This window comes from Thalassoglobus sp. (assembly GCF_048270125.1).
Lineage (GTDB): Bacteria > Planctomycetota > Planctomycetia > Planctomycetales > Planctomycetaceae > Thalassoglobus.
Map to the genome: position 1 here is coordinate 66791 of NZ_JBLWTN010000004.1, position 23562 is coordinate 90352.

Annotated in this window: 19 protein-coding genes; 8 read left to right on the plus strand and 11 right to left on the minus strand. The window is 50.3% G+C overall.

The features are described 5' to 3' along the window. Positions 1–145: 145 nt before the first annotated feature. Positions 146–760 (minus strand): hypothetical protein, encoded by a 615-nt coding sequence (locus ACN0YR_RS06510; protein ID WP_417848386.1) that lies wholly within the window; start codon positions 758–760, stop codon positions 146–148. A 155-nt stretch (positions 761–915) separates the two neighbouring features. Between ACN0YR_RS06510 and ACN0YR_RS06515 the strand changes: the two genes are divergently transcribed. After that, complete coding sequence (locus ACN0YR_RS06515) at positions 916–1389, plus strand: helix-turn-helix domain-containing protein (RefSeq protein WP_417848387.1); 474 nt, start codon at positions 916–918, stop codon at positions 1387–1389. A 21-nt stretch (positions 1390–1410) separates the two neighbouring features. On the opposite strand, the gene ACN0YR_RS06520 is transcribed toward ACN0YR_RS06515, so the two are convergent. After that, complete coding sequence (locus ACN0YR_RS06520) at positions 1411–2820, minus strand: hypothetical protein (protein ID WP_417848388.1); 1410 nt, start codon at positions 2818–2820, stop codon at positions 1411–1413. Between the two features lie 896 nt (positions 2821–3716). Between ACN0YR_RS06520 and ACN0YR_RS06525 the strand changes: the two genes are divergently transcribed. From ACN0YR_RS06525 to ACN0YR_RS06545, 5 genes are all read left to right on the plus strand, one after another. Then, entirely contained in the window at positions 3717–4874 is a 1158-nt protein-coding gene (locus ACN0YR_RS06525) for a substrate-binding domain-containing protein (RefSeq protein ID WP_417848389.1), read from the plus strand. Between the two features lie 330 nt (positions 4875–5204). Beyond that, complete coding sequence (locus tag ACN0YR_RS06530; protein ID WP_417848390.1) at positions 5205–6167, plus strand: DUF1559 domain-containing protein; 963 nt, start codon at positions 5205–5207, stop codon at positions 6165–6167. Between the two features lie 64 nt (positions 6168–6231). Further along, entirely contained in the window at positions 6232–6651 is a 420-nt protein-coding gene (locus ACN0YR_RS06535; protein ID WP_417848391.1) for a hypothetical protein, read from the plus strand. Between the two features lie 130 nt (positions 6652–6781). After that, positions 6782–8416 carry a sialidase family protein gene (locus tag ACN0YR_RS06540; protein ID WP_417848392.1) on the plus strand — a complete coding sequence of 545 codons (1635 nt, stop codon included), beginning with the start codon at positions 6782–6784 and terminating at the stop codon, positions 8414–8416. A gap of 13 nt (positions 8417–8429) precedes the next feature. Beyond that, on the plus strand, positions 8430–9359 hold the full coding sequence (locus ACN0YR_RS06545; protein WP_417848393.1) for a dihydrodipicolinate synthase family protein: 930 nt from the start codon (positions 8430–8432) through the stop codon (positions 9357–9359). A gap of 271 nt (positions 9360–9630) precedes the next feature. On the opposite strand, the gene ACN0YR_RS06550 is transcribed toward ACN0YR_RS06545, so the two are convergent. Both ACN0YR_RS06550 and ACN0YR_RS06555 read right to left on the minus strand, forming a co-directional pair. After that, a complete protein-coding gene (locus tag ACN0YR_RS06550) occupies positions 9631–12486 on the minus strand; it encodes a serine hydrolase (protein WP_417848394.1) in 2856 nt (951 codons plus the stop codon). A gap of 55 nt (positions 12487–12541) precedes the next feature. Next, the gene (locus ACN0YR_RS06555) at positions 12542–14299 is read right to left on the minus strand and encodes an FG-GAP repeat domain-containing protein (protein WP_417848395.1); all 1758 of its coding nucleotides are present in this window, start codon (positions 14297–14299) and stop codon (positions 12542–12544) included. A gap of 282 nt (positions 14300–14581) precedes the next feature. On the opposite strand from ACN0YR_RS06555, the gene ACN0YR_RS06560 reads away from it, so the two are divergent. Next, entirely contained in the window at positions 14582–16294 is a 1713-nt protein-coding gene (locus tag ACN0YR_RS06560) for an L-lactate permease (protein WP_417848396.1), read from the plus strand. 10 nt (positions 16295–16304) lie between these two features. Beyond that, the gene (locus ACN0YR_RS06565; protein WP_417848397.1) at positions 16305–17756 is read left to right on the plus strand and encodes a sulfatase; all 1452 of its coding nucleotides are present in this window, start codon (positions 16305–16307) and stop codon (positions 17754–17756) included. An 88-nt stretch (positions 17757–17844) separates the two neighbouring features. Here the strand turns inward: ACN0YR_RS06565 and ACN0YR_RS06570 are convergent, their stop codons facing one another. The 7 genes from ACN0YR_RS06570 to ACN0YR_RS06600 form a co-directional block, all read right to left on the minus strand. Then, positions 17845–18516 (minus strand): lipoate--protein ligase family protein, encoded by a 672-nt coding sequence (locus ACN0YR_RS06570; RefSeq protein ID WP_417848398.1) that lies wholly within the window; start codon positions 18514–18516, stop codon positions 17845–17847. Positions 18517–18661: 145 nt separating this feature from the next. After that, entirely contained in the window at positions 18662–19381 is a 720-nt protein-coding gene (locus ACN0YR_RS06575; protein ID WP_417848399.1) for a thymidylate kinase, read from the minus strand. Between the two features lie 3 nt (positions 19382–19384). Further along, complete coding sequence (locus tag ACN0YR_RS06580) at positions 19385–19753, minus strand: STAS domain-containing protein (RefSeq protein ID WP_417848400.1); 369 nt, start codon at positions 19751–19753, stop codon at positions 19385–19387. Then, positions 19750–21018 carry a tRNA (N(6)-L-threonylcarbamoyladenosine(37)-C(2))-methylthiotransferase MtaB gene (gene mtaB / locus ACN0YR_RS06585; protein ID WP_417848401.1) on the minus strand — a complete coding sequence of 423 codons (1269 nt, stop codon included), beginning with the start codon at positions 21016–21018 and terminating at the stop codon, positions 19750–19752. The genes ACN0YR_RS06580 and mtaB overlap by 4 nt, the downstream gene beginning before the upstream one ends. Positions 21019–21075: 57 nt before the next feature. Further along, positions 21076–22374, minus strand: a complete 1299-nt coding sequence (locus ACN0YR_RS06590; protein ID WP_417848402.1) for a hypothetical protein — start codon at positions 22372–22374, stop codon at positions 21076–21078. A 435-nt stretch (positions 22375–22809) separates the two neighbouring features. Then, complete coding sequence (locus ACN0YR_RS06595) at positions 22810–23094, minus strand: hypothetical protein (RefSeq protein ID WP_417848403.1); 285 nt, start codon at positions 23092–23094, stop codon at positions 22810–22812. After that, positions 23091–23528 (minus strand): hypothetical protein, encoded by a 438-nt coding sequence (locus tag ACN0YR_RS06600; protein WP_417848404.1) that lies wholly within the window; start codon positions 23526–23528, stop codon positions 23091–23093. The genes ACN0YR_RS06595 and ACN0YR_RS06600 overlap by 4 nt, the downstream gene beginning before the upstream one ends. Positions 23529–23562: the final 34 nt, after the last annotated feature.

The following is a 23562-nucleotide window of genomic DNA, read 5'->3' on the forward strand; positions in this document are numbered from 1 at the left end:
GATGGTTTGAGGTTCTTGAGAGTCTTGGCTGGAAAGCCAAATTTGCTTTGTTCAAAGTTTGGACTTTTGGCCCGAAACGCAAAAAAGCCCACCAGTACAAACTTTGTACTGGTGGGCTTTCGCATATTACAACTTTTGGAACAGATCAGTCATCTGAGACTTGGCCTGCTTCATCGGTTCTCGTGGACAGACTTTCACACTCAGCCTTAAGTGCTGTGAGTTCATCCATGATCGAACCGAACTGATTGAGAACGCTTTGTGCAATCTCAACAGAAGCAGACTCTTCTGAGAGTCGCTTCCTGAATTTCAAGACAGCTTTGTGGATTTCCTTGAGTTGCTTGTCGTACCAAACCTGAGTCTCTTTTCCCAAGTGCTTGGCGATGAGTTCTCGGATGAAGGGTTGAGTGGCTGGCCGATCTTTGTGAGATGTCGCTTCTTTCCAGATGGCACGGATGGAGTTCTCATCCAACTTGCTGGACTTCTCGATCTTCAGTCTTCCGAGTTCCGTAGCCTGCGCTTCGTTGTTGAGTGCTGGCAGTTTGCTCTTGTCGATGACATCTTGGACATCAGCACACTTGATCTTTTGGTACGCACCAGACTTGGTGATTTTCCAGCGTTCGGTGACGTATCCCTCATAGGTGTCGTGAGACTCCTTGTAGAGTTTCTCGTCTCGGATCGTGCGCAGTGCTTGCCCGATCTCGAACGGCTTGGCCATTGCATCGGCAATGATCCGTTCTTGTTGTTGCAGGTTGTTGGACATAATTGTGTCGCTCCCAAATAGGCCATGTTGTTTGCCTCACCGCTCGGTGATGCTGTCGGCCCACTAAGGGGTGCCCCACTTCAAAAGTGACACTTTCACGACAATGTGCCACAATGCGTCTTGTGGGATTTTCTTGAGCGTGGAAAACGGCACAAATGACATCACAAAAATATGTAGCGACACAATTAAAGGACGCCATTGAAGCGAATGGCGAAAGCCTGAAAGAACTCAGTGAGCGTTTGGGGATCAGTTATGACTGGTTGAGACGTGTAGTCTCACGAGGTTTGAGCCATCGCACTACACAGACAGACAAGCACCTGCTGCCATTATGTGAGTACCTGAACATTGATCCAGATAAGCTGATGCGAGACAGGCGACACATCTACACGAATGCTGAGGCTTGGGAAGCGTTCAGGGGGGACTACCCTCACCATTACTGGCTCATCGAGCTTTTCTCGAAAAGATTCACAGAACCAGAAAAGACCATTGAGTATTTCCAGAAACGGCTGGCCTACACACGAGGCAGACTCTACGACAATCAGCGACAAACGAGTTTGGATCGTTTGTTGGAAGTGTTCGTGAATTCATTAGAAAGAAAGTTCACCATCGATTTCGAGTTTGAGAGATGATCTCCAAAGTTTGGACTCACATCATATCGTCTTAAAACTGAACTGCTTGCCAAGCCAGATGACAGCTTTGTCAAACTGTTTTTGTGATGGCCTTCGATAGAACTGGTTTGTCGTTCCTTCTGGTGAGTGTCCTGCAAAGTGTTGAGAGTATCGAGCGTATTCACCATGTTCATCAAACTTGCTGATGGAGGTCTTTCTCAAGTCGTCCAGAGTTCCCCAATTTTCTTTCTTCAATTTTGATCGTCGTTCTCGATACTGCTTTCCGATCATTCGTTTTGCTGATCGTTTTCCTTCTTTAAGTCCATCCTTCCAAAGTGGCGTATTCACTGTGGTTGTAAGCAACAATTCTGGATGACTGCTTTCATGTTCTATCAAAAGAGAATACGTCTCGTCCCACAATCTGTATGTCACTGTAGGAACTGACTCCTCATCTTTTTCTTTGTGTCGTTTGAAAGTGATTGTCTTGGCGGCCTTGTCAAATGTCTCAAATTCTTTTCCATCATCACCAACTGCAATTTTTGTCCAAGTGCCGATGTCACTTTCATAAGCACCAGTGTTGAGCATCAGCAAGTAATACAATCGATGTCTGCCGGTAGCGTGCTTGAATAAGTCGGTGACATCTTCATCATTCCATATTGTGATGATCTTCTTGGTAGGGACTTTGATACCTGATCCTCGTTTCCGCAGATTCGGAATTGGCTCGATAACTTCGGCTGTGTCGGCGCACCATTCAAGAAAATTTTTGACAGTTGTGAGCGTGTCACGTTGTGTTGTCTTGGCAAGATCGCTGGATTGCAGATGGGCACGAAATTCTGCCACCTTCATTCCAGTGGCAGTCAAAATGTTTGGACAGAACTCAGCGAATTTTTCGAGTCTCATTCTTTCATTGTTCATGTTGCCTGCTGTGATATCACCCGCTTTGACATCACTGATCCGAAAGATGAGCCATTGTTTAATTAGCTCATTGGTGTTGAACTCTGACTTGTTTTTCCTTCCTGCTTTGACAGTTGTTTTCACAACAGTCTCGGCAGCATGAAATGCTTCTGTATTCGCATCAGGTATCAGAATTTCAGCAGCCTCGTAAAGTCCTTTCTCGTCCGCTTTCCGAACCATGCCAAGAACGTTTCTGGCCCATGCAGACTGTTTCTCATTTTCAGTGATGTTCGCAAGTTCAATTTCGTCTTGTAGAAGCTCTGAGAGTTTCTTCCTAAGTGGATGCGACTCATCTTCGATTCTCTGTTTCGCTTCCAACTGCTTTTTGATGTCTTCACGCCATTCAACGAAATCGGCCCAAGCCAGAGAACGAGTACGTCTGCTGTCTGAGTCATACGCTTGTGAAGTCCATCGCTGCTTTTTGAACTTCTTAACCCAGCGAATTTTTCCTGATGGTAGTGTTTCTGGCTTTCCGAGTTTGATCTGTTCTCGTGGCATGTTCTTGTTCCCTACTGAATGCGCCATGTGTACTTTTTTATGGTGATTTCTACCAGAAAAGTACCCACGAAACAAGAAAATGCGCCTAAAACCATAGGGTTTTAGTGTGGGTGGCACGTTCAAATCGTGTCGCCCCGACTTTTCGTAACTCTCTTTAAGAAAAGAGTTGCGGCAACTACCGATAACTTCTTAGACGCTTAAGACTCTAAATTGGCACACCATCAGTTGTGCCGGAGTCAATTCTGTGCGTCAGCCATTGAGTCCCAACGCAATTCTCGACTGCGTTCGAGGACCACCTGCTTTCTCAAGTTGTTGATTTTCTGGGGACGATTTTTAGTTTCCAGTTGTACTTAAGACGGGCCACTTCATTGAGAAAGCATAGAGATGAACAACAACAGGAAACTCTACTTCCGAAAATCATACAACGAGCCCTCCGACAAACGCTACATTTTCTGACCAATGTCTACAGCATTTGTCCATGGTTCAAAGATTTGCCAGTCCTCCCGACGCAACTGGTTTTCCGGCCGTTTGGCGAGTTTCGGTGTTGAAATTGGGCCGACCAAGTCAGGCAAAGGCTCCAAATTGTCACGGTATCAAACGCCAGTTGTCTCTCGCAGGCTGGGAATCTTACGTAAGAGAGAGTTATTATTCTAAACGGCGTTCCTCACCCACGTGGTGGGCCACTTAAAGCCAGCCGTAAACTCGCAGCCCTTTTTAAATACGAGTCGCAAAAAGACCGTCCATTGCGCCCTAAGGCCGATACGAGTGGAGTCTTGTTGCGAACTGTAGCACGCAACGTTGACACGGCTAGTGGTGGTCTGACGGAATACGAAGCGATTGAAGGTGTCGTCCGCTGGAATGGTAATCGACCGCACTAATAGTTTGAATCATATCCCATGCATCACGATGTGACACTCATGATTGTCCCGACATCGGACAATCAATTGCGAATGATCCGCGGAGTCATTGACTACGCTCGTGACGTCCCTGAATTTCGGATTGCCAAGCACGCGGCCATTCCCTATTTGCCATGGTCGATGACCAATCAAATCTCCAGCAACGGCGTCATCGCTTGTGCTGAAACCGACGAGCAGATGTCGAAGTTGGCCAGTTTGAATGTTCCGGTCGTGAACTTAACTCTTCACACAGATCCGTCCGACATCATACCAGTTGTCCACTCAGACAATGCTCTGATCGGAAAGCTGGCTGCTGAGCATTTAATGAGCCTTGGACTGCGAAAATTCGCGTTCGTTGGTCACTTTGCGTGGTACCACAACCGTCTGCGGCGTGACGGCTTTTCAGAATACCTTTCTACACACGACTATCCTTGTCATCACATTGACCTTGAATTCGAGGCGGAGACAACAGGAGATTTCAGTGTACGGCGAATCAAGCGGAAAGCTCTACAAGAAGTGCTATCTTCCATCCCTGGTCCGTTCGGTGTGATGGCAGCACATGACGAATTTGCCTTTGAGGTGGTGGAGGCCTGCAACGCAATCGGACGATCCGTTCCGTTCGACGTTGCCATCATTGGAGTCAACGACTATCGGCTGATCTGCGAAACGACGATGCCAGCCTTGTCGAGTATCGCCCAGAATTCGGAAAGGATTGGCTATCTCGCGGCCGAACTGGTCCATGGTCTAATGCGGGGAGAATCCAGACCGCACGCTCCCATTCTGGTCCCTCCGGGGCAAATTGTTGTGCGAAGATCGTCTGAGTTCCTGGCTCTTGACGACACTGAACTGGTATCCGTCGTGACCTATATTCGCAATCATTGCCATCACCCCATTACGGCAGAAGAAATTGCAGAACACTTCGACATGGCCCGTAAGACTCTCGACAAGCGATTTAAAGCAGCACTTGGTCATACGGTAAGCACAGAACTTCGTATGGAGCGAATCCGAATCGCCAGGCGTCTGTTAACCACTACAAATCTCCGAGTCATCGATGTGGGAATCAGGAGTGGTTTCGACAGCGCCAGTGGCTTCGTACGCGCGTTTCGAGAAAGCACGGGAATGACACCGGGACAGTTGCGCTCAGGTGACCCTGAATAGAGCAGTTTGCTCTACCGTGTGCCCGTGAAGAACGCGTTTCATCAATAAAATCGCTGTTCGCCACGCGGCAGAACCAGTACACCAATTCGAAAGATGCTCTAGCCGCAATGATCTTCGTGGCAGACTGAATCGGCTAGCGGCTCCTTGTCTTGATTTATGGGGCGAATCCCGATTGGTTGGGTGGCTGTTCTCGTCCAAAATAATCCTTTGCGTTCAGCACAAGCAAAATGCGCACATAAAAATTCGTTTATTCGGTCGCCCAGCTTTGGCAATTCATGGAGCATGTTCACGTTATCGATTCGTTCTATCTCTTACTACAGGAGCCTTGCCATGCAGCGTCGCAGAGCGTTTACACTCATCGAATTGCTGGTAGTCATTGCAATCATTGCCATTCTCGTTGCCCTGCTCTTGCCCGCAGTTCAGCAGGCGAGAGAAGCAGCCCGCCGTTCACAATGTAAGAACAACATCAAGCAGATTGGGTTGGCGCTACACAACTATCACGATGTCAATCTGACATTTCCACCGGGGCTGGTGCAAGCCAACGACGTGAACGAACACTGCTGGGCATGGGGAACGATGCTTCTGCCCTACGTTGAACAGTCGGCCCTCTACCAAGCAATGGACCCGGGCAACAATTCTGTGTCAGACGTTATTGCCAGCGACCTTTCGTTGCTGCAAACACATCTGCCTGTATACCGATGCCCATCGGAAGTTTCTCTCGAGCTGAATGATCGAATTCGCTTCGGAAAAAATGACGGCTCAGGCAACATACAGCTCGGGACCTCAAACTACGGAGCATGTGTTGGCTACAGTACTTCGGCCTTCTGGAACAGCAACTATAATGACAATGGCGGTGGAGGATTCTTTGCCAACAGCAAGGTTCGAATGGGTGACATCACCGACGGCTCCAGCAATTCGATCGCGGTGGGTGAAGCAACGGGAAAAGTTCCGGGCACAAACACCCTGAATGCGGGGCGAGTTTGGGCAGCAGCCAATTTTTCGCGAACGAACTTTAGTTCCTGGTCAACCACTCCGAACATCAATACTCCGTTCAAAGTTTCCGGCTGGTTCGCTGTTCTCAGCTCAACACATCCGGTGCTGCCGACAAACGGTGTTGCGAATACCCAGTTCAACAGATTCTGGTCATTCTCCAGCTATCACACAGGTGGCGCCCAATTCTTACTGTTTGATGGGTCGGTTCGGTTCATTAGTGAAAACGTGGACCACTCCCCCAATGGGACAATGGCAAACCTCTCTCGAATTGCCGACAGCAACGTCGTTGGCGAATTCTAGGTCGCCAATAGTTTTCACGCCCAGAACCTCATACTCTGCCCCTGCTGTTTGAAGGAGATAGGAAATGCGATTTGCTTGTTGTCTTACCTTAGGATTCGTCACGCTGCTGTGTGGGTGTGGTGGCGGAGTCACGGATCAGCCGAATCTGGGCAGAGTCACTGGAGTGATTACACTCGATGACGAGCCATTGAGTGGTGCCGTGGTTGTGTTCACACCGGAGAGTGGCCGATCATCGATGGGAGAAACCAATGAGGACGGTCAGTACGAGTTGGTCTATATCCGTGACACAAAGGGTGCCACGATCGGCACTCACTCGGTCACGATTTCGAAACAGGAAGCTCCTGCGGGTGCTAATCCGAATGAACCAGATGCAGGAAGCCCGGCGGAGTTGGTGCCTGCCAGATATAACTCCGCTACGACGCTTACAGCTGAAGTGAAGGCGGAAGGAAATGAAATCGACTTTCCCTTGAAGTCAAATCCTTAAGTCGAAGTGACAGCCAGGCGATGGCTTTGTTGGCTTGAAAACCTGAGAATGCCAGTCAGCATGGAATCAGTTGATCGTTTTTTGCGCGTCAAGCTAACAATCCGTACGTACAAACACAGGACCGGTAACGTTGAATATACAAAACGTGCGAACAATCGTTCTAGTCGGGCTTCTCACGGTTTCTCCCGGACTGGCGACCGCCAGTGAAGCTACCGATGATGTCCTTTACCGCACGTCGTTTGAAGACGAGAAGGTCGCCACGTTTCACGAGCTTCAAGACGGCGCTGTCAGAATTCAGGCGACAGGTACAGCGGCGATTTCCTCGAAATTTGCACGTCGCGGAAATCAGTGTTTACATCTGCTTGGTGACGAAAACAACTCGATCACTTTTGAGCTTCCTGACAAAATGCGAGCGATCAAAGGGATAGTCTTTCACGCGGAACGCTGGACCGTCAAAGAACCGTTCACGTTTCGAGTAGAAGCTCAACAGGCTGGTGTGTGGCGAGAAGTCGCGCAACTTGACAACGTTATCTCCGTCGGTGCCCGATTTCTTTCACATATTCAACTTCCCATCTCCGGTGATGGTGAGGTCGAAGCGATTCGCTTCCAGGTGACCGCTGCTCCGCAGTCTGGTGTGCTCATCGACGATTTGTCGTTTCATGCGTCCGCACCGCAGCAACCCACGTCCGTGCCCTCCGTCGTGATGCCGACCGAGCCACTAGAGCTTGTTAGCAATCAGCCGCTCTTTATCTCCGGAACGCAGGAAACTCACACATTCCGTATTCCGTCGATCGTGACGGCCACGAACGGAGACCTGATCGCGATGTGTGATGCTCGAAGGCAGGGAAGCGCCGACCTGGTTCACCAACGGACAATTGATATCGTCGTTCGACGGAGCGTAGACAACGGGGAAACGTGGACTCCCATGAAAATGGTGAACCCTCGTACTGACGGAGGCTGCAGCGATCCTTCCCTTGTGGTTGACGAAGTCACTGGTGACATCTTTTGCTTCTACAACTACATGAACTCAGACAAGTCGAGCAAAGAGTACCGCTTCATCGTGCAGAAGAGTTCTGATCATGGGAAGACTTGGGGGACACCAGTTGATTTCACTGATCAGGTGGCCGGTCCCGAACTGAGACACGCTTTCAAATTCATCACTTCAGGCCGGGGCATTCAGACTCGTGAGGGAGTGTTGATTCACAACTATGTCCGCGTGGGCAAAGGCGTCACGCTGTTTGGAAGCCGTGACCACGGTGCGACGTGGGAAGCCATGGGGGAGGTCACTCCGGGAGATGAGTCAAAAGTTGTTCAGTTGCCCGATGATTCGCTGATGGTAAATTCACGGATCTCGCCAGGGAAGCGGTTTGTACATCGTTCGTCTGATGGCGGGAAAACCTGGGAAAGTGTTGCCGATTTCAACCTTCCAGACCCGCGGTGCAACGCCTGCATCATCCAATACACCGCAAAGCGAGATGGCTATGCTAAAGATCGGCTGATCTTCTGCAATGCCGCGTCGATTAGCGGTCGCAAGAATCTGGCGGTGCGCATTAGCTACGACAGTGGTCACATCTGGAGTGCCGGGAAGGTGATCGACAGTGGGCCATCAGCATATTCGGCAATTACGATCCTGAAAGATGGAAGCATCGGTGTGCTTTACGAACCGGGCCACAATGAAATTCGCTTTGTTCGCTTCACGCTGGCTGCGCTGACTGGTGAGAAATTGCACAAACCCTATGTTTCGTCCCCCAAGACACATCAATAACCAGGAAAAACAAATGAACCGGTTGACCAACCTTATCGCTGCGACCTACACACCGTTGAATGCTGCTGGAGACCTGAATCTCGATCAGGTCGAACCGATGGTGGAACACCTTCTGGAAAGCGGCATCACGGGCCTTTACGTCTGTGGCAGCACCGGCGAGGGGATGTCGCTGAGCACTGATGATCGCCGCGAGGTCGCAGCAGCCTATGTCAAAGCTGCTGCCGGGCGCGTGCCCGTGATTATTCAAGTCGGCCACAACAGCCTCGACGAAGCACGACAATTGTCGGCACACGCTCAGGAAATTGGTGCCGATATCATTTCAGCAACCTGCCCGTCCTACTTCAAAGTCTGCACGGTCGAAGGACTTGTCGACTGCATGGCTGAAGTTGCGTCTGGCGCACCGGATCTACCGTTCTACTACTACCATATTCCAACCCTGACCGGTTCAAATATTGATATGGTAGATTTTCTGACTCAGGGTGCGAAGCAGATTTCCAACCTCGCTGGTCTGAAGTACACCGCAGCGACTTTACATGAATTTCAGGAGTGTCTGGGACTGCAGGATGGCCGCTTCGACGTGGTTTGGGGCTTTGACGAAATGCTGCTGGGGGCACTCGCAACCGGAGCTACCGCCGGAATTGGCAGTACCTACAACATCGCCGCACCGCTGTACCGACGGCTGATCGAAGCATTTGGAAGTGGTTATGTCATTGAGGCCCGTCGACTTCAGGCTTTGTCGATCAACATGATTCGAACGCTGAATCAATACCCGTTTCATCCGGCGATGAAGGCTGTACTGGGAATGAAAGGACTGGATGTTGGCGGATGTCGGCTCCCTCAGGGGCGTCTTTCTGATGCCGACGTGGAATCACTGCGAACAAAGCTGACGTCGATCGGATTCTTCGAATGGTCCGTTTCATGTCTAACGACTTCTGATTCTTAGTGGCTGGATAAGACCACGAGAAAACCCGCTGATGAACGTCACATTTCGGGGCGAGCGTTTTCCGATTGGCCAACGTCTGCACCACGGTGGCTGGCTCATCGCGAAGTTGCGTATCGTTAGAGCATCTTACGAGTTGGTGTACAGGTTCCGCCTCGTGACGAACAGCGATTTTATTGATGAAACGTGTTCATCACAGGCACACGGTAGAGCAAACTGCTCTGGTAGAAAGATGTCGACTCGTTAATTGTTTCTTTGAGAAACGGTGGCGAATTTAATCGTCTCTAAACAAGTCCTGCTCGGGCCAAATCGAGATTTCATTGGCGGCACGGTGAAGGAGTTTGTCGATCTCTCTTCCGAGATGACTTGAAGAGGGACCTGTTCGGGTATTCATCAGGGCAATGAAGTTTTTTCCATCATGCCGTCTTATCATGATTGTTGCAGTTCCTGAGAGCGAGCCTGAATGCCAATGGTTGGTGTTCTCTTCATCAACAGTTCTGTTGGACCAACCCAGAGAGTAGAAAGTCTCCTTCGGCTTGCCATCTTCGTCATGCCCTGCAAGTCCAGGTGGCCGTGAGAACATGGTCTCGATGCTTTTTCGAGAAAGAACTTTGCAGTTGTCGGGGTCATCAAAAGCGGATGCGAATCGGGCGAGGTCGACGGCCGAGGCAATCCATGCTCCGTGAGCATCCATTGCTTCCAGATGCCAACCGCCGTAAGTCCAGGGAACTTTTTGATCGAGATTCATTGCGAAGACTGACTTGCTCGAACCGGGATGATAATACCGAACTTCGTTTTCGGCTCGGTCTTGGAGATGAGTTCGTCCAATTCGCATTGTCGTAATACCTAGAGGAGCAAGCACGTGCTGCTTCACATATTCCTCATACCCCTGCCCTGTTACTTTTTCGATAACGCGGCCGAGCAGGCAGTATCCAAAATTCGAATAGGAGTACCGTTGACCGGGGGCAAAATCGAGCTGTTGACTGAACATCGCAACGATGACATCCTCAGAGCTCGAAGGGGCTGGGACGCCGACTTGTTTTGCAAATCGGACTGACTGGAACATCGCGTCGAAAGACTTCCCTCGATCCCAGCCGCCTCGGTGTTGCAGCAGGTGCCGGATCGTGATGTCACGTTGACGTGAATCAAATTTGTCTCCGGCGGATTTGATCTGTGCTTCGTACTGGTCAAGCACTTCGAAAACCTTGTCGTCCAGACTCAGCTTTCCCTGTTCGACGAGTTGCAGGATGGCGACAGCAGTGATTGGCTTTGAGAGGCTGGCGATGCGGAACAAACTCGTTGGCTGAACTTTTTCTTTTGCAGCGATATCAGCATAACCGTAGCCGCGTGAGTGCATGAGCTGACCATTGTTCGTCACTGCCACTGCAAGTCCTGGAACACGGTGCGTCTTCATAAACTCGCGAATATGTTGATCGTAACTTGCTGTTTCTGGCTGAACTTTTCCCGTAGAAAGATTGTACGCTGCTTTGGCTTCGTCGTAGCCCGGACCACGCAGAACTCGCCCTGGTCGATTGCTGGTTGCTTTCCCGTCTTTTAAAACAAGCTGCCCATTGACGATGACATGCTGCATCCCTTCGGAGAGAGCATCTGGTTGTTCGAAAGTTGCTTTGTCTGTCAGCTTTTCATAATCGAAGAGAATGACATCGGCCGCCAGACCTTCGGCGATTCGGCCTCGGTCGTAGATTCTCACATCATTCGCTGCGACGGCAGTTGCCTGTGCGATCGCTCTTTCGAGAGAAATCACTCCCAAGTCTCGTACATATCGTGAAAGCATTCTGGGAAACGATCCGAAGGCTCTCGGATGCGAGGCGATACGGTTGCCGTTTGCAGGTCCAACGTCGGTACAAAATGAAACGAACTCCTGCTGCATTGCCAGAATTTTATTGGCCTCGGACATTGTTTGAGGCAACGCAAACGCTCCAGATTTTGCGAGGTTGAAGAATGTCTCCCAAGGGTCTTCACCCTGCCTTCTTGCGATTTCTGCAACACTCTTGCCTTTATGTTTGGCATAATTCGGATCAGTCGTTTGACCAATGACAATACGATTCCAATCGTGACCGGAATGCCGGAACCAGTTTTCCCAGCCATCTGTTGTTTCCATCTCTTTGCGGATTTCTGCCCGGAGCTTGGGGGCATCCAATTGGCGGCGGAGCTTGTTGTATCCTTCAGTGAAATGACGCGGGTGAATGAGTGCCGCAATTCCTAATCCGTTGTTGATGTACGGATAAATATCGGCAGTCACCTGCTGACCTTTCGAGCGAGCTTCTTTAATTTTAGCGATGGCGAGTTGCATCTTACCCCAGTTTTGTTGCCCAGCTGCCTTGAGGTGATAGATGTGAACTGGGGCCTTTCCCGCTTCTCCGATTTCGAGAGCTTCGTCAATCGCTTCGAGGAGTTGGTCCCCTTCGTTTCTCATATGCGTGTAATAACCACCACCATATTCACCTGCGACTTTCACCAGAGCACCGATTTCTTCAGTCGTTGCGTAAACAGCAGGTGGGTAGATCAAGGCTGTCGAAACTCCAATTGCTCCAGCTTCCATCGCTTCACGGACCAGCGACTGCATCTGCTTGAGTTCATCAGGTGTCGGCCTTCGATCAACTTCGCCGAGAACAAGTCTGCGAACCTGCGTGTGCCCAACTGTTTGAACCACGTTGACCGGCATGCCTTTCATTTCAAGAAGTGCAAAATACTCAGCCATCGTCGTCCAGCCTTCTCGCAAACCATCAGATTCATTCAACGGAGCTGCGGAGGAACCCTCGCCGGCATTGATGGTGGTGATTCCTTGGGTGAGCAAGTTCAATGCGGATTTGGGATCTTCCATAAATGGTGTGGCTGTTTGCCCCATCATGTCGATGAATCCGGGAGCGACGATCAATCCGGCGGCGTCAATTGATTCCCTCCCCATCTTCGCGGTCAGCTGACCAATCTTTTTTACTTTTCCGTTTGCGATACCAATATCGGCGACATACCACGGCGCACCGGTTCCGTCGACGATTCGCCCGTTCAGAATGACAAGATCGTAAGGTTCAGCGGCTGCGACCCACCCGGAATTGGATTGAACAAGCACTAAAGTGAGCAGCCCGGCTAAGATGGAGAATTTGTTCACAAGGTCTTCCATTGAGACTGAGGTTGGCAGGTTCAAATGTCGCGAATGCGTCTTGTTATTTTGGGGTCATCTTTAAGTAATCAATTCCAAGCATGTACCCCTTCTTGGCTTTTGGATTCGCTCCGAGAATCTGAATCGTTAAAGCCGAAGAGTCGGTGTCGATTTTGACATCCTCAAATTGTAGAACTCCGGTCGTGATGACATTTGTTTCGAAAAGATCTATCGGCGGACCCAACTGAAGAGCTCCGATTGAGAGTTGAACGATCCCGTAATCGCGAGCACATGTGAGGACGAGCTCCAGATCGTGGTTTCCTTTTTGGGTGTCGAGCGGAATTTGCAGTTCGTCTCCCGGTTTGCCACCGATCCAGAAGAGTTGAGCATCTTCGCTCCAGCGGTCCGCTTTAAAGTTCTTCATCGACTGGATCCGAACCGTTCCAGCAGAAGGTTTGAGCTTCAAGGATTCGCCTTCGATGGCATTTTCAACGGCTCCAGTTTTTTGATTGATGGCTGCTTTTTTCCCACGGAGTGAGACTGCTCCATCAACTTTAGGAAGTGGTTTCCCTTTGTACTTCTGAGGCTGCGCCTGCTGCCAATCCGTTTCACTGACACGTGAAATTTTGTGGGTTAAGACATGCGCACCGACCATGCCCCCGGTGATGATGTCGAGCTGACCATCTTTGTTGATGTCGGCCGTGACCAGTTGACGTCCGATCCCGGCTTCATCATCGGCCTGATACGGAAGCCAGTCGACACCGTCGTCAGTGCGGACAAGTCGAAACCAGTAAACGACAGCACCGGCGTCCCAAAGCGGACTTTTTTGATGGTGCGAATAGTACGTTTTCCCTGTGACGATATCCTTGAGCCCGTCGCCATCGACATCAGTGAGGTTCACAGAGTGTAACTCGCTGAAGAGGACTCCATAGCGATTCAGAGAAGGATGATCGCCCATGATGAGGTGTTGTTTGAATGTTCGCTCCTCACCGTCTTGAATTTGTTCATACCATGAGAGACCAAAGTCGTGGGCCGCTTCGCTGGTAATGACGTCGTTGTCCCCATCTCCATCAACGTCGTAGGCATACATTTCCGCTCCGCCATAGGCCGTTGTGAAGGAAACCGGATGGGCGAGCCATCGCGAAGAATCAGCCTTCGACTCAGGTTGTTCATACCAGCCTTTGGAGTGAATAATGTCTTCTCGTCCATCGCCATTGATATCCCCAACTCCGAGGCCATGTCCGAATCGCTTAGCTGTGACTTGTTCGGAGATGGGGTGAAAGGTCCACTTTGAAAAAGGTTTCTCCCAGTCGATGGAGGCGTACCCAAAGAAGCCGTCGCGCGTACAAACGAGTTCAGGACGTTCGTCACCCACCAGATTTGTGAACTGTGGAGATTCGTTGGAGACCCAGTCAAAGACTTCGTGTTTTGTCCAATGCTTCGAGCCGCCCTGCTTGCCCGGGTTCTCATAGACGTATGCCGGAGTTCCCGGGAATCCGGCCGTCAGGATGTCTTTCCAGCCATCGTTGTTGAAATCATAGGTCCATGAGAAAAAGTTGTCGGCGTATCGATCACGGTTCTGCGGAAACGGTTTGTAGATTTCGTGGCTGACCTCGAAATCGGGGCCGGCGAACCAGAGCGGCCCATAGACGATATCTTCGTGCCCGTCATTGTTGAGATCGCCAACTGCAACACCTTCGGAGAAATAGCTGCCTGAAAGTTGCTTTCGCTCAAAAGTGTGTAATGAAAAATCGTCTCCTCTGGAGTCCGATTGAAGCAAAAGCAATACAGCCAACAGCAGCATCGTCGGAATTCTGAGCATGATTTGCCTTTTTAGAACTGATCCGAAAGCTCGAACTCGGTTTCTGAAACAAGGAGGAAATCGCTCATTACACTGGTTCTGCGGTCTCTTCAAGTCCCGTGTCTCTTCAAGCCTGAGTGACCACTATGACAGTTGGGAGCATGATATTTCAATCGTAACGGTCAAGAACATATCGTGGAGAACATCTCATGAAGCATCTGCCGATGGGGTGACATTCAGTGGGGTTGCGAATTAAAGTTGTCGTCGGTGGTTGTCCAATGAACTTAAAAGATCTGGTTTGCGATGCCTGAACTGTTGCTCGCTCTGCTCTCGCTGATGCCTATTCTTGTCGTTGGTGTTTTCCTGGTTGGGCTTCGCTGGCCAGCCAGTCGAGCGATGCCGCTTTCATACCTAACTGCAGTGGCGCTGGCTCTCTTCGTCTGGAAAGTTTCGTTTGCACAAGTTGCAGCCGCCTCAGTGAAAGGGGCGGTGATCGCCGTCACGTTGCTCTACATTATTTTTGGAGCGATTCTGTTGCTCAATGTGCTGCGTGAAGGAGGAGCTCTTCAGCGAATTCGGCAGACGTTTACCGATATTTCACCCGATCGGCGTGTGCAGGCGATCATTATTGGTTGGTTATTTGGAAGCTTTATCGAAGGCTCTGCCGGATTCGGAACACCCGCTGCGGTCGCTGTTCCTCTCATGGTGGGGCTTGGCTTTCCTCCGTTGGCAGCTGTGATGGTCGGTATGATTATTCAGAGTACACCTGTCTCATTCGGCGCCGTCGGAACACCGATTCTGATCGGAGTGAAAGGAAGCCTCGAAGGGAGCAGCGAAGTGATGGCCTACTTCGAAAGCATGGGCATTTCAACTTTAGATGACGGTCTTCGAATGATCGGATTTCGAGTTGCTCTCATCCATGCGTCTGTCGGAATACTGATTCCGCTCTTCGTTGTCTGCATGCTGACTCGGTTCTTTGGAGAAAAGAAATCCTGGAAAGAGGGTCTTGCGGTTTGGCCGTTCGCCATCTTTGCAGCCCTCGCGATGATCGTTCCGTATGTCATCGTCGCCTGTCTTCTCGGGCCGGAGTTCCCGTCACTGTTGGGGGGATTGATTGGACTGTCCATTGTCGTCTTCGCCGGTCAGCGTGGGTTTCTTGTTCCGAAAGGTGATGCCATTTGGGATTTTCCTGAGCCGGGCAACTGGCCGGATGGCTGGCGAGGACGAATGATTCTCAAGGTCAATACCACCAAGACAATGTCTCTCATGCGTGCCTGGTCACCATATTTTCTAGTCGCGATTTTGCTCGTGCTCACACGAGTCCCGTCGTTACCAGGTTTTGCTGGCGAATCTGGCAACGGGCTCAAAGACTTCGTGAGATCAGTGGTGCTTTCGAAGGAGAATCTGTTTGGGACTCACATTTCACTGAAGGCAGAGCCACTTTATATTCCGGGGGCAGTCTTTGTCTTCGTCTCGCTGGTATCGATCCCACTGTTCCGCATGACTGGACAACAAGCCAGAAGTGCTTTCGCTGATTCTGTAAAGACGATTTCTTTAGCATCCGTGGCACTCCTCTTTGCAGTCCCGATGGTGCAAGTCTTTCTCAATAGCGATGGCGGGACCTCTGGTTATGAGACGATGCCGTTCGTTCTGGCGAACGCAATTGCGAATGTGGCGGGTGGCACATGGCCGATGTTCGCACCTTTGATTGGTGGGATGGGGGCTGCGGTCGCTGGCTCGAATACCAATTCGAACATGATGTTTTCATTGTTTCAGTTCGGCGTCGGTCAACGTGTTGGCTATGATCCCGGATGGATCATTGCTCTCCAAGCGGTGGGAGGAGCGGCCGGGAACATGATCTGTGTTCACAATGTTGTTGCGGCGTCTGCTGTGGTTGGGTTAGCCGGGAGAGAAGGCGAGATCATTCGCCGAACTGCTATTCCCTTTTGTTACTACGTTTTGACTGCCGGGCTGATCGGAACGTGGATCGTGACTGTCTTGTCGTTTTCTGGTTAAGAGCATTGCAATGAAATCATTGTTTGTTGAACTTTGTTGTCTCGGAGTTGTCCTTCTTAACGGAATCATCGCCGATGGTGCTGAAGCGTCAGAGCCTCCTCCGAACATATTGTTTGTGCTGATTGACGATATGGGGTGGTCCGATCTGGGTTGTTACGGAAGCAGATTTCACGAGACACCGAACATCGATCGATTCGCTGAACAAGGCGTGCGGTTCACAGATTTCTACGCTGCGGGAGCGGTCTGTTCGCCAACGCGTGCATCGATTCAAAGTGGTCAGAATCAGGCTCGATTGGGGATCACCGATTTCATTCCTGGACATCGACGTCCATTTGCTCCATTGATTGTTCCAGAAGTGACCGGTGCCCTTCCGGCTGAAGTTGTGACCCCAGCTGAAATGCTCAAGCGTAAAGGATACGCAACAGGCTACTTCGGGAAATGGCACTTGGGAAACCGTGAGCAGGAACCGGACTCCCAAGGATACGACATCTCATTGGTGACAAATGGGGGACACCACGCCCCCAGATTTCGAACGAACCCTCCCATCGACGTTCCCGACGGGACTTACTTGGCAGACTTCCTCACCGATCAGACAATTGACTTTATGAGAGAAAATCAAGAACAGCCGTTCTTTGCATTTCTTTCGCACTACGCAGTTCATATTCCGCTTGATGCAAACGAAGATCTGATCAAGAAGTATGAGAACAAGCCGAAGCCTGAAGGTGGCGTGAACAACCCAATTTACGCAGCGATGGTGGAGCACGTTGATCGGAGTTTTGCGAAACTGATGCAGGCTGTCGAAGAGTTGGGGCTGGCGAAAAATACAATAGTGATTTTCACGTCGGACAACGGCGGGCTTTATCAGTCCGCGAGTTTAGGTGGACCGATCGTTTGCTCGAATGCCCCGCTTCGAGATGAAAAGGGGACGCTTTACGAAGGAGGGATCCGTGTTCCTCTCATCATCCGCTGGCCGGGAAAGGTACAGCCCGGAACGGTTTGCAATGAACCGACAATCAGCACCGACTTCTGGCCGACGTTCGCTGAACTCGCAAGTGTTGAAGACTTCGAACATCAAGCGATCGACGGGGTAAGTTTATTGCCGCTCCTGAGAGATTCTAACGCGACTTTAGACCGATCGGCGTTGCATTTCCATTTCCCACATTATCACCACTCCCGCCCTGCCGGTGCGATTCGTCAGGGGCCATGGAAGCTGATTGAATTCTTTGAAGATGGAAAGTTGGAACTGTACAACCTGGAAAATGACATTTCGGAAACTCGCAACCTGCTTGATGATACTTCTCGCACGAAGGAGGACCATCAACAAATTGCTACTCAGATGCAACGGGAACTTGCAGATTGGCGAGAGAGCATCAATGCAAAGATGCCAACGAAGAACCCCAAGCATGATCCAAATCGTGAAATGGAAATTTTGAGGAAACGGCGAGCTGGCTCGAAGCGATAAGTTTTGCTCCAACGTGTGTCCGTATGGAACGCGTTTTACAAGTAAAATTGCTGGGGGGACAAGGTTGAACGTAAAGACCAACCTTGGGTTAGTTCAATTCGGGAGTCGCATCATCGATGAAAAGACGTTTGAAAATTGTTGCCCGCAATTTGCTGGCGAATTCTGAAGGATCGAGTACTTTTTGAGTCAGTTCGCGAATCCCTGGAAACTCTGGCGCGTACTCAGATTGGGCGAGCAGGATGCTCCCATGTTGAAGAACTGCTCCCTGTCGTCTTCGTTGAGCACTGCCAACAATTTTATGATCTCCAATGACGATATCTCGTTCATCTCCGCGCCCGAAGCAGAGGAACGGCTTCTCTGCAAACGCTGCATCTCCACGAAGGTGAGAAGTAATTCCTTCATCCAGAAGTAACTCGATGATGCACTCGTGGACTTCGTTGTAAATTCTCGATGGTGTCGAGCAGAGCGGGTGAGCTTTGGGGAGTGCGATGGAGTACGTCAGTTCTTCATCGTGCAGAATCGCTCCTCCTCCTGAAAGGCGTTTCACCACAGCGAGGTTCGCGAATCGCTCTGGAATTTCAGCAGATGTCGTGACTTGAAAATGTCCCAGTGAGACCGTCGGTTCTACCCATTGATAAGTTCGGAGTGTTGCCTGTCCTGCGACAGCTGCTTCGAGCATGCGGGCATCGACAGCCATGTTTTCTTCACCCGTAAGTGGCCCATGAACTAAAAGATCGCATGATGGCATTGAGGTTGGCATGAGACACAGTTTACGGCTGGGCTGAAATTTTCACTATTAAGCAGAACGTAAGGCTCGCTATTGAATTTGCTGCTGGGCCAGTCTGGCAGTGGCAAGCACAGAGACTATCACAGTGGCAAGTGGCAGGCACATTGGGTGTGTGGTATCACTTCGCGGTTGCTGATTCCGTAAGTAAATTTCGGGCGATTTTTAGTATGTCCTGGCCGATCTCTTCGATAGATCGAATCTCACTTCCGTTTGAAACAGGAATGATGTTCCACATCGAATTCTCCCGAGCCAATTCGAGATAGACTTCACGGACTTTGTCTAAGTAGGGAACATCCGCTTCCTGCAAGTCGGCAGCCTGGTCGGTGTATGTCCGCATTTCTTTTTTGGCGATCAAGTCTTGTGAGACTTGGACTGGGGTATCGAGGAGAATAATTTCGCTGGGACGCGGGACCGAAAAAATCTCGTACTCAATGTGTTCAATCCATTCACGCAGTTGTGATCTTTGCTCACCGGAATACTTTGCTGATTGATGAGCGATGTTTGAAGGAACATAGCGATCAAGGATCAGCAGTTGCGAATTTTTCCGGGCGTCGAGGATCTTCTCGCGCGATTCAAAGCGGTCGCCGGAATAAAGTAGCGAGACGAGAAACGGGTTGAGTTCATCCAGTGCTCCGAACGAACCGTTCAGAAAATCTCCGATTCGCTTCCCGAAGAATGTCTGTTCGTACTGCGGAAAGCTGAGCAAAGCGCAGTTGTGGCCCTCACTGCTGAGGGTCTGCTGGACATGCTTGGCTTGCGTCCCTTTTCCGGATCCGTCGATCCCTTCGATAACGAGAATGGGAGCGAGGTCAGGACTCGATTGCTTGTGGCTGGACATCTATTAATTTAACTCAGCGATGGCGTTCTCAGCATCGGGTGTGATGGAGAAGTATTCCAGAAGGTGGCTTGTTCCGAGGATTTCTCTGACAGTTGGCTGAAGACCGCACAAGACAATACGGCTTCCAGTTCGAATTGACTTGCGGTGTAGAGAAATCAACTTTCCGATAGCGGAACTTGTCAGATATTTGACTGCAGAGAGGTCACAGATCATTCTTCTCCCCGATTCCTCACCAAGGACTCGCGTCAATTCCTGATCGAGTTGTTCGAGGTTTTCGTCGTCGGTCAATTGTTCCCGCGTTATCGTTACGAGAGCAATTTCACCTTCATGACGGAGAAGGAAGAAACTGAAGTGTGGCTCGCTATCAGTCATCGTTTTGCCTGCATGTGTGTTTTGGTCGCCTTTTCGCCGTAGCAGTGAACGAATGTGCCGATGTCCATTTTCGTACCCGGGACTTCGACAGGAATATAGTGGCGATCCGTCCCCTTCACCCAACCGGGGGATTCTGGGATTTCGCGCTCGATCATTACCTCAAGAGGTTTCTCAAGATGTTGTTGATAATAATCAAGTGCCAACTCTCGATCCAGAACCGACAGGGTGTCACATCGGTTCTTTTTGATTTTTGGATCAACCTGATCAGGGTAGTCGGCAGCGGGCGTCCCTTTGCGAGTGCTGAACGGGAAAACGTGAATCTTCATAAACCTTGCCTGACGACAGGTTTCGAGGCTTTCTTCGAATTCTTCGTCGGTCTCACCTGGAAAGCCGACAATCATGTCTGTGGTGAAGGCGACGTTTGGAATGACATCTCGAATTCGTTCGAGCTTTTCCAGAAATCGCCCGGATCGGTAACGGCGACGCATCCGCTCGAGAACAGTGTCCGAACCACTTTGGAGAGCTGGGTGAAACTGGGGACACAAATGTTCACAATCGGCGGCAGCGGAAATGAAATCGGTATCAACTTCATTGGCTTCAATGGAAGAGAGGCGCATTCTCCAGTCGCCGGGGATCGCATCCAGCTTTCTGAACAGATGCCACAAACGGAACGGGGCTTTCCCGGATTTTTTGCGAGTCGTGTCGACCCCATAATGACCGACATGAATCCCTGTTAAAATGATTTCCTTGTGGCCGTTGTCGACCAGCCGTCGGACTTCGTCTTCAATGTCTTGAGGATCGCGACTGCGAAGCCCCGGTCGAACAGAGGGAATAATGCAGTAAGTACATCGCAGGATGCACCCATCCTGTACTTTCACATATGCACGTTTTCGGCCTTCGAAGTAGCTGATCCCTTCGGGCATATCATGAATGCCGTGCCGATCCAGAATATCGGGAAGTTCACGTTTGTCAGTGACGACTTCGAAGACACTCGGCAGTTCTGAAACGGACTTGGGATCGCGAGTCGCATAACAGCCCATGACGACAGTTCGCGTCCCGGGGTTCTTCTTGGCCAGTTGGCGAATCATCTTTCGCGACTTGGAGTCACCTTCGGATGTCACTGTGCAGGTATTGACCACGCACAGGTCGGCGGACTCTTCTTCGGTCGCCTCGCGGTAGCCATTCTTTTCTAAAGCTTCCTTAACCAATTGCGTTTCATACTGATTGACCTTGCAACCCAAAGTGACAAGTCGACACGTTTTCATTTCTGTCTTGGAAGATTGAATCATTGGACCAATTGGAGTCAAAGGTGCTTCTTGGGGTTATTGACTGACATTGCAGTTGGGACGCTTCTGTTTGAAAGCGGAAACCCCATCATTCGTAACACCGGTTTGAGCGATGGAAATCGATTTCAGATTTTCGAGTCCAGCGAGTTTCGCAAGTCCCTCGTCGTCAAAATTTGAATCGGAAATGTTCAGAACTTCCAGACTTTTCATTTTTGCCAGATGATCCGCACAGGCGGGGGTTAAACCGCGGCAACCATGCACGTCCAGGGACTTCAGTTTCGTGAGTGCAGTGAGTGCTGCCAGTCCATCATCGTCCATCGTTCCGTTCCAGACCAGCAAGGTTTCCAGATTTGTGAATGGAGCAATATGGGAAACCCCTTCGTTATCGATAAGAGTTTCGCTTAAATCGAGATACTTCAAAGTTGGAATCGATCCTTTCAACGCAGCCAGCCCCGGTCCGCTAACGGCTGTATCTCGCAGGCGGAGGTCTTGAAATTTCTGATCCGAAAAGTGTGCGAGACCTTCATCACTCACGTAGGTTCTCATGATATTGAAACTGATGAGATTCTTCAGTGGAGCAAGTTCCCCGACATGATCGTCTCCGAGACCAGCATCTTCTAATGCCAGGTAGCGTAACTTCGTCATTTTGCCGATGGTGGCCATCGACTCCCCGGAGACGCTCGTCGAGCGAATTTTCAGATCGACCAGCTTGTTGAGTTGTGTTAGTTCGTTAATGCCTTGGTCACCAATTTTTGTTCCACGTAAATCGAGAACAACGAGATTTTCAAGGCTTGCAACTTCAGCAAGTCCCGCATCATCTGTTCGTGTGTACAAAAGCAAAAGCCGTTCGAGTTGAGGGGCCTTCTTCAAGTGAGCCAGCCCGACTTCATCGATATTGCTGCACTGACGCAAATTGATTGTCGTCAATGCGGGGAGATGCTCTAAAACTGCGAGTGCCTCATTGTCAAACTGACCATTCTCCAGATCGAGCTTGGTGGTATGAGGAATCCCTTTCAGCAAGGGCATCAGTTCGTTGGTCATTTGAGCCGGTTTGCAGTTCGCTTCGATGACGAGGCCAGCAGCATTTTTCTTTAAGACAGCTCCAGCTTCTTCAAGTTTTTTGACTGCTTCGGGATCATCCTGAGCAGCAGGAGCGTCAGCTTTGGGGGCGGTCTCATCCTCAACCATAGGGACGTCAGTCGGTTCATCATCTGCGGCAGGAACATTTTCGTTGTTTGCCGGTTTTGATGGAGACTGGCCTGGGCAACCTGAAAAAATGATGGTTGAGCAGAGGAAAGTCAGGGTGAGAGCAAATGTGGGGGAGATCTTCTTCATGAAATTGGGATCTTGGTTTCAACTGATTTCGTGGGCTTTGGGGCTCTGTGAAGAGCACTTCAGCCAGTTCATACACTGATCACCACGAAATCGGAAGCGTGTGAAACTTTTGTTTTGATTTCGTAGCGCAACTCTTATGTTAGAGAAGCCAGGCCGATTCGAAAAGAAGAGCGGTCCGGATCGGGAGTGGAACGACTAAAATGGTGAGATCGGATTCGGAAGAGAAGGCCTTTCGTGGAGAAGCCGACAGCGTCGCTTTAAGACGGTTCGGTAATTTTAGGCCAGTAAAATGGCCGCATCCACTACAACTGTTGCTGTCAGATCAAATGAGTGATGGTGAAGCGAAGTCTTCTGGCGGGTTGGCGGTAGAATTGCCTCAACTCATTCAGAGTAAATGGCTTACGCGAAACTATTGCGGTTCAAAAGTGGCGACCGTTAAAGCTTTGTCCGATTCTCATCGGGGCGCTTGTTTTGCCAGTGCAACCGTTCGGAAGTAACGATCCCCTGCTTCATCGCACAATTGAGACAATACTTTTCGTCCCCGTGCACGAGGAAGATTTCTCCATTGAGAATTAAGTGGAAGAAGTCTTCTCCCTCATTTTTTGCGTAGCAATACTGTTTTTCCCAGCCTTGCTTGATGTGCGCTTTCCAACCTTCCGGATATGGAACGTAGAGACGAAAATCGTGATCGATTTTGTGCGGTGCGTTGAGCGGTTTCATGACGGAGAGTCCCGGCGAGCAGCAGCCTGGGCTTTACGAAGTTGATTCGCTGCCTGCTCCAGACTTTGTTGCTGAATTTGCAAACGTGTCAGTTCAACGGAAGTGTGAGTCCGGGTCGCGACAATATCAGCGAGCGCCAGCAGAATGATCCAAAACGCCAAGCCGAGCACAATGAGCCAGTAGATCGCAAATGTCACGAGCGCGTGTCCCCAGGGGATCAGTGAATCTCCAGTCGGAATCATTATTCCGATGAGTAGAATCAAACCGGCGACCTGCATGCGGCGCCGGCTGCGGCGTCTTAAAAATTTGAGTTCTTGCTCTGGGAGATCTTGCTTGGAGAGAGAGTCGTTCAGTTTCTTTTGATTGAACAGCAAGAAGCCGCCAAGAGCGATAAGGAATCCTCCAAAGATGAGAGCTGGAATCGGATTATCCATGAATCAATTTCGGATAAGGGCTAACTGATGAACA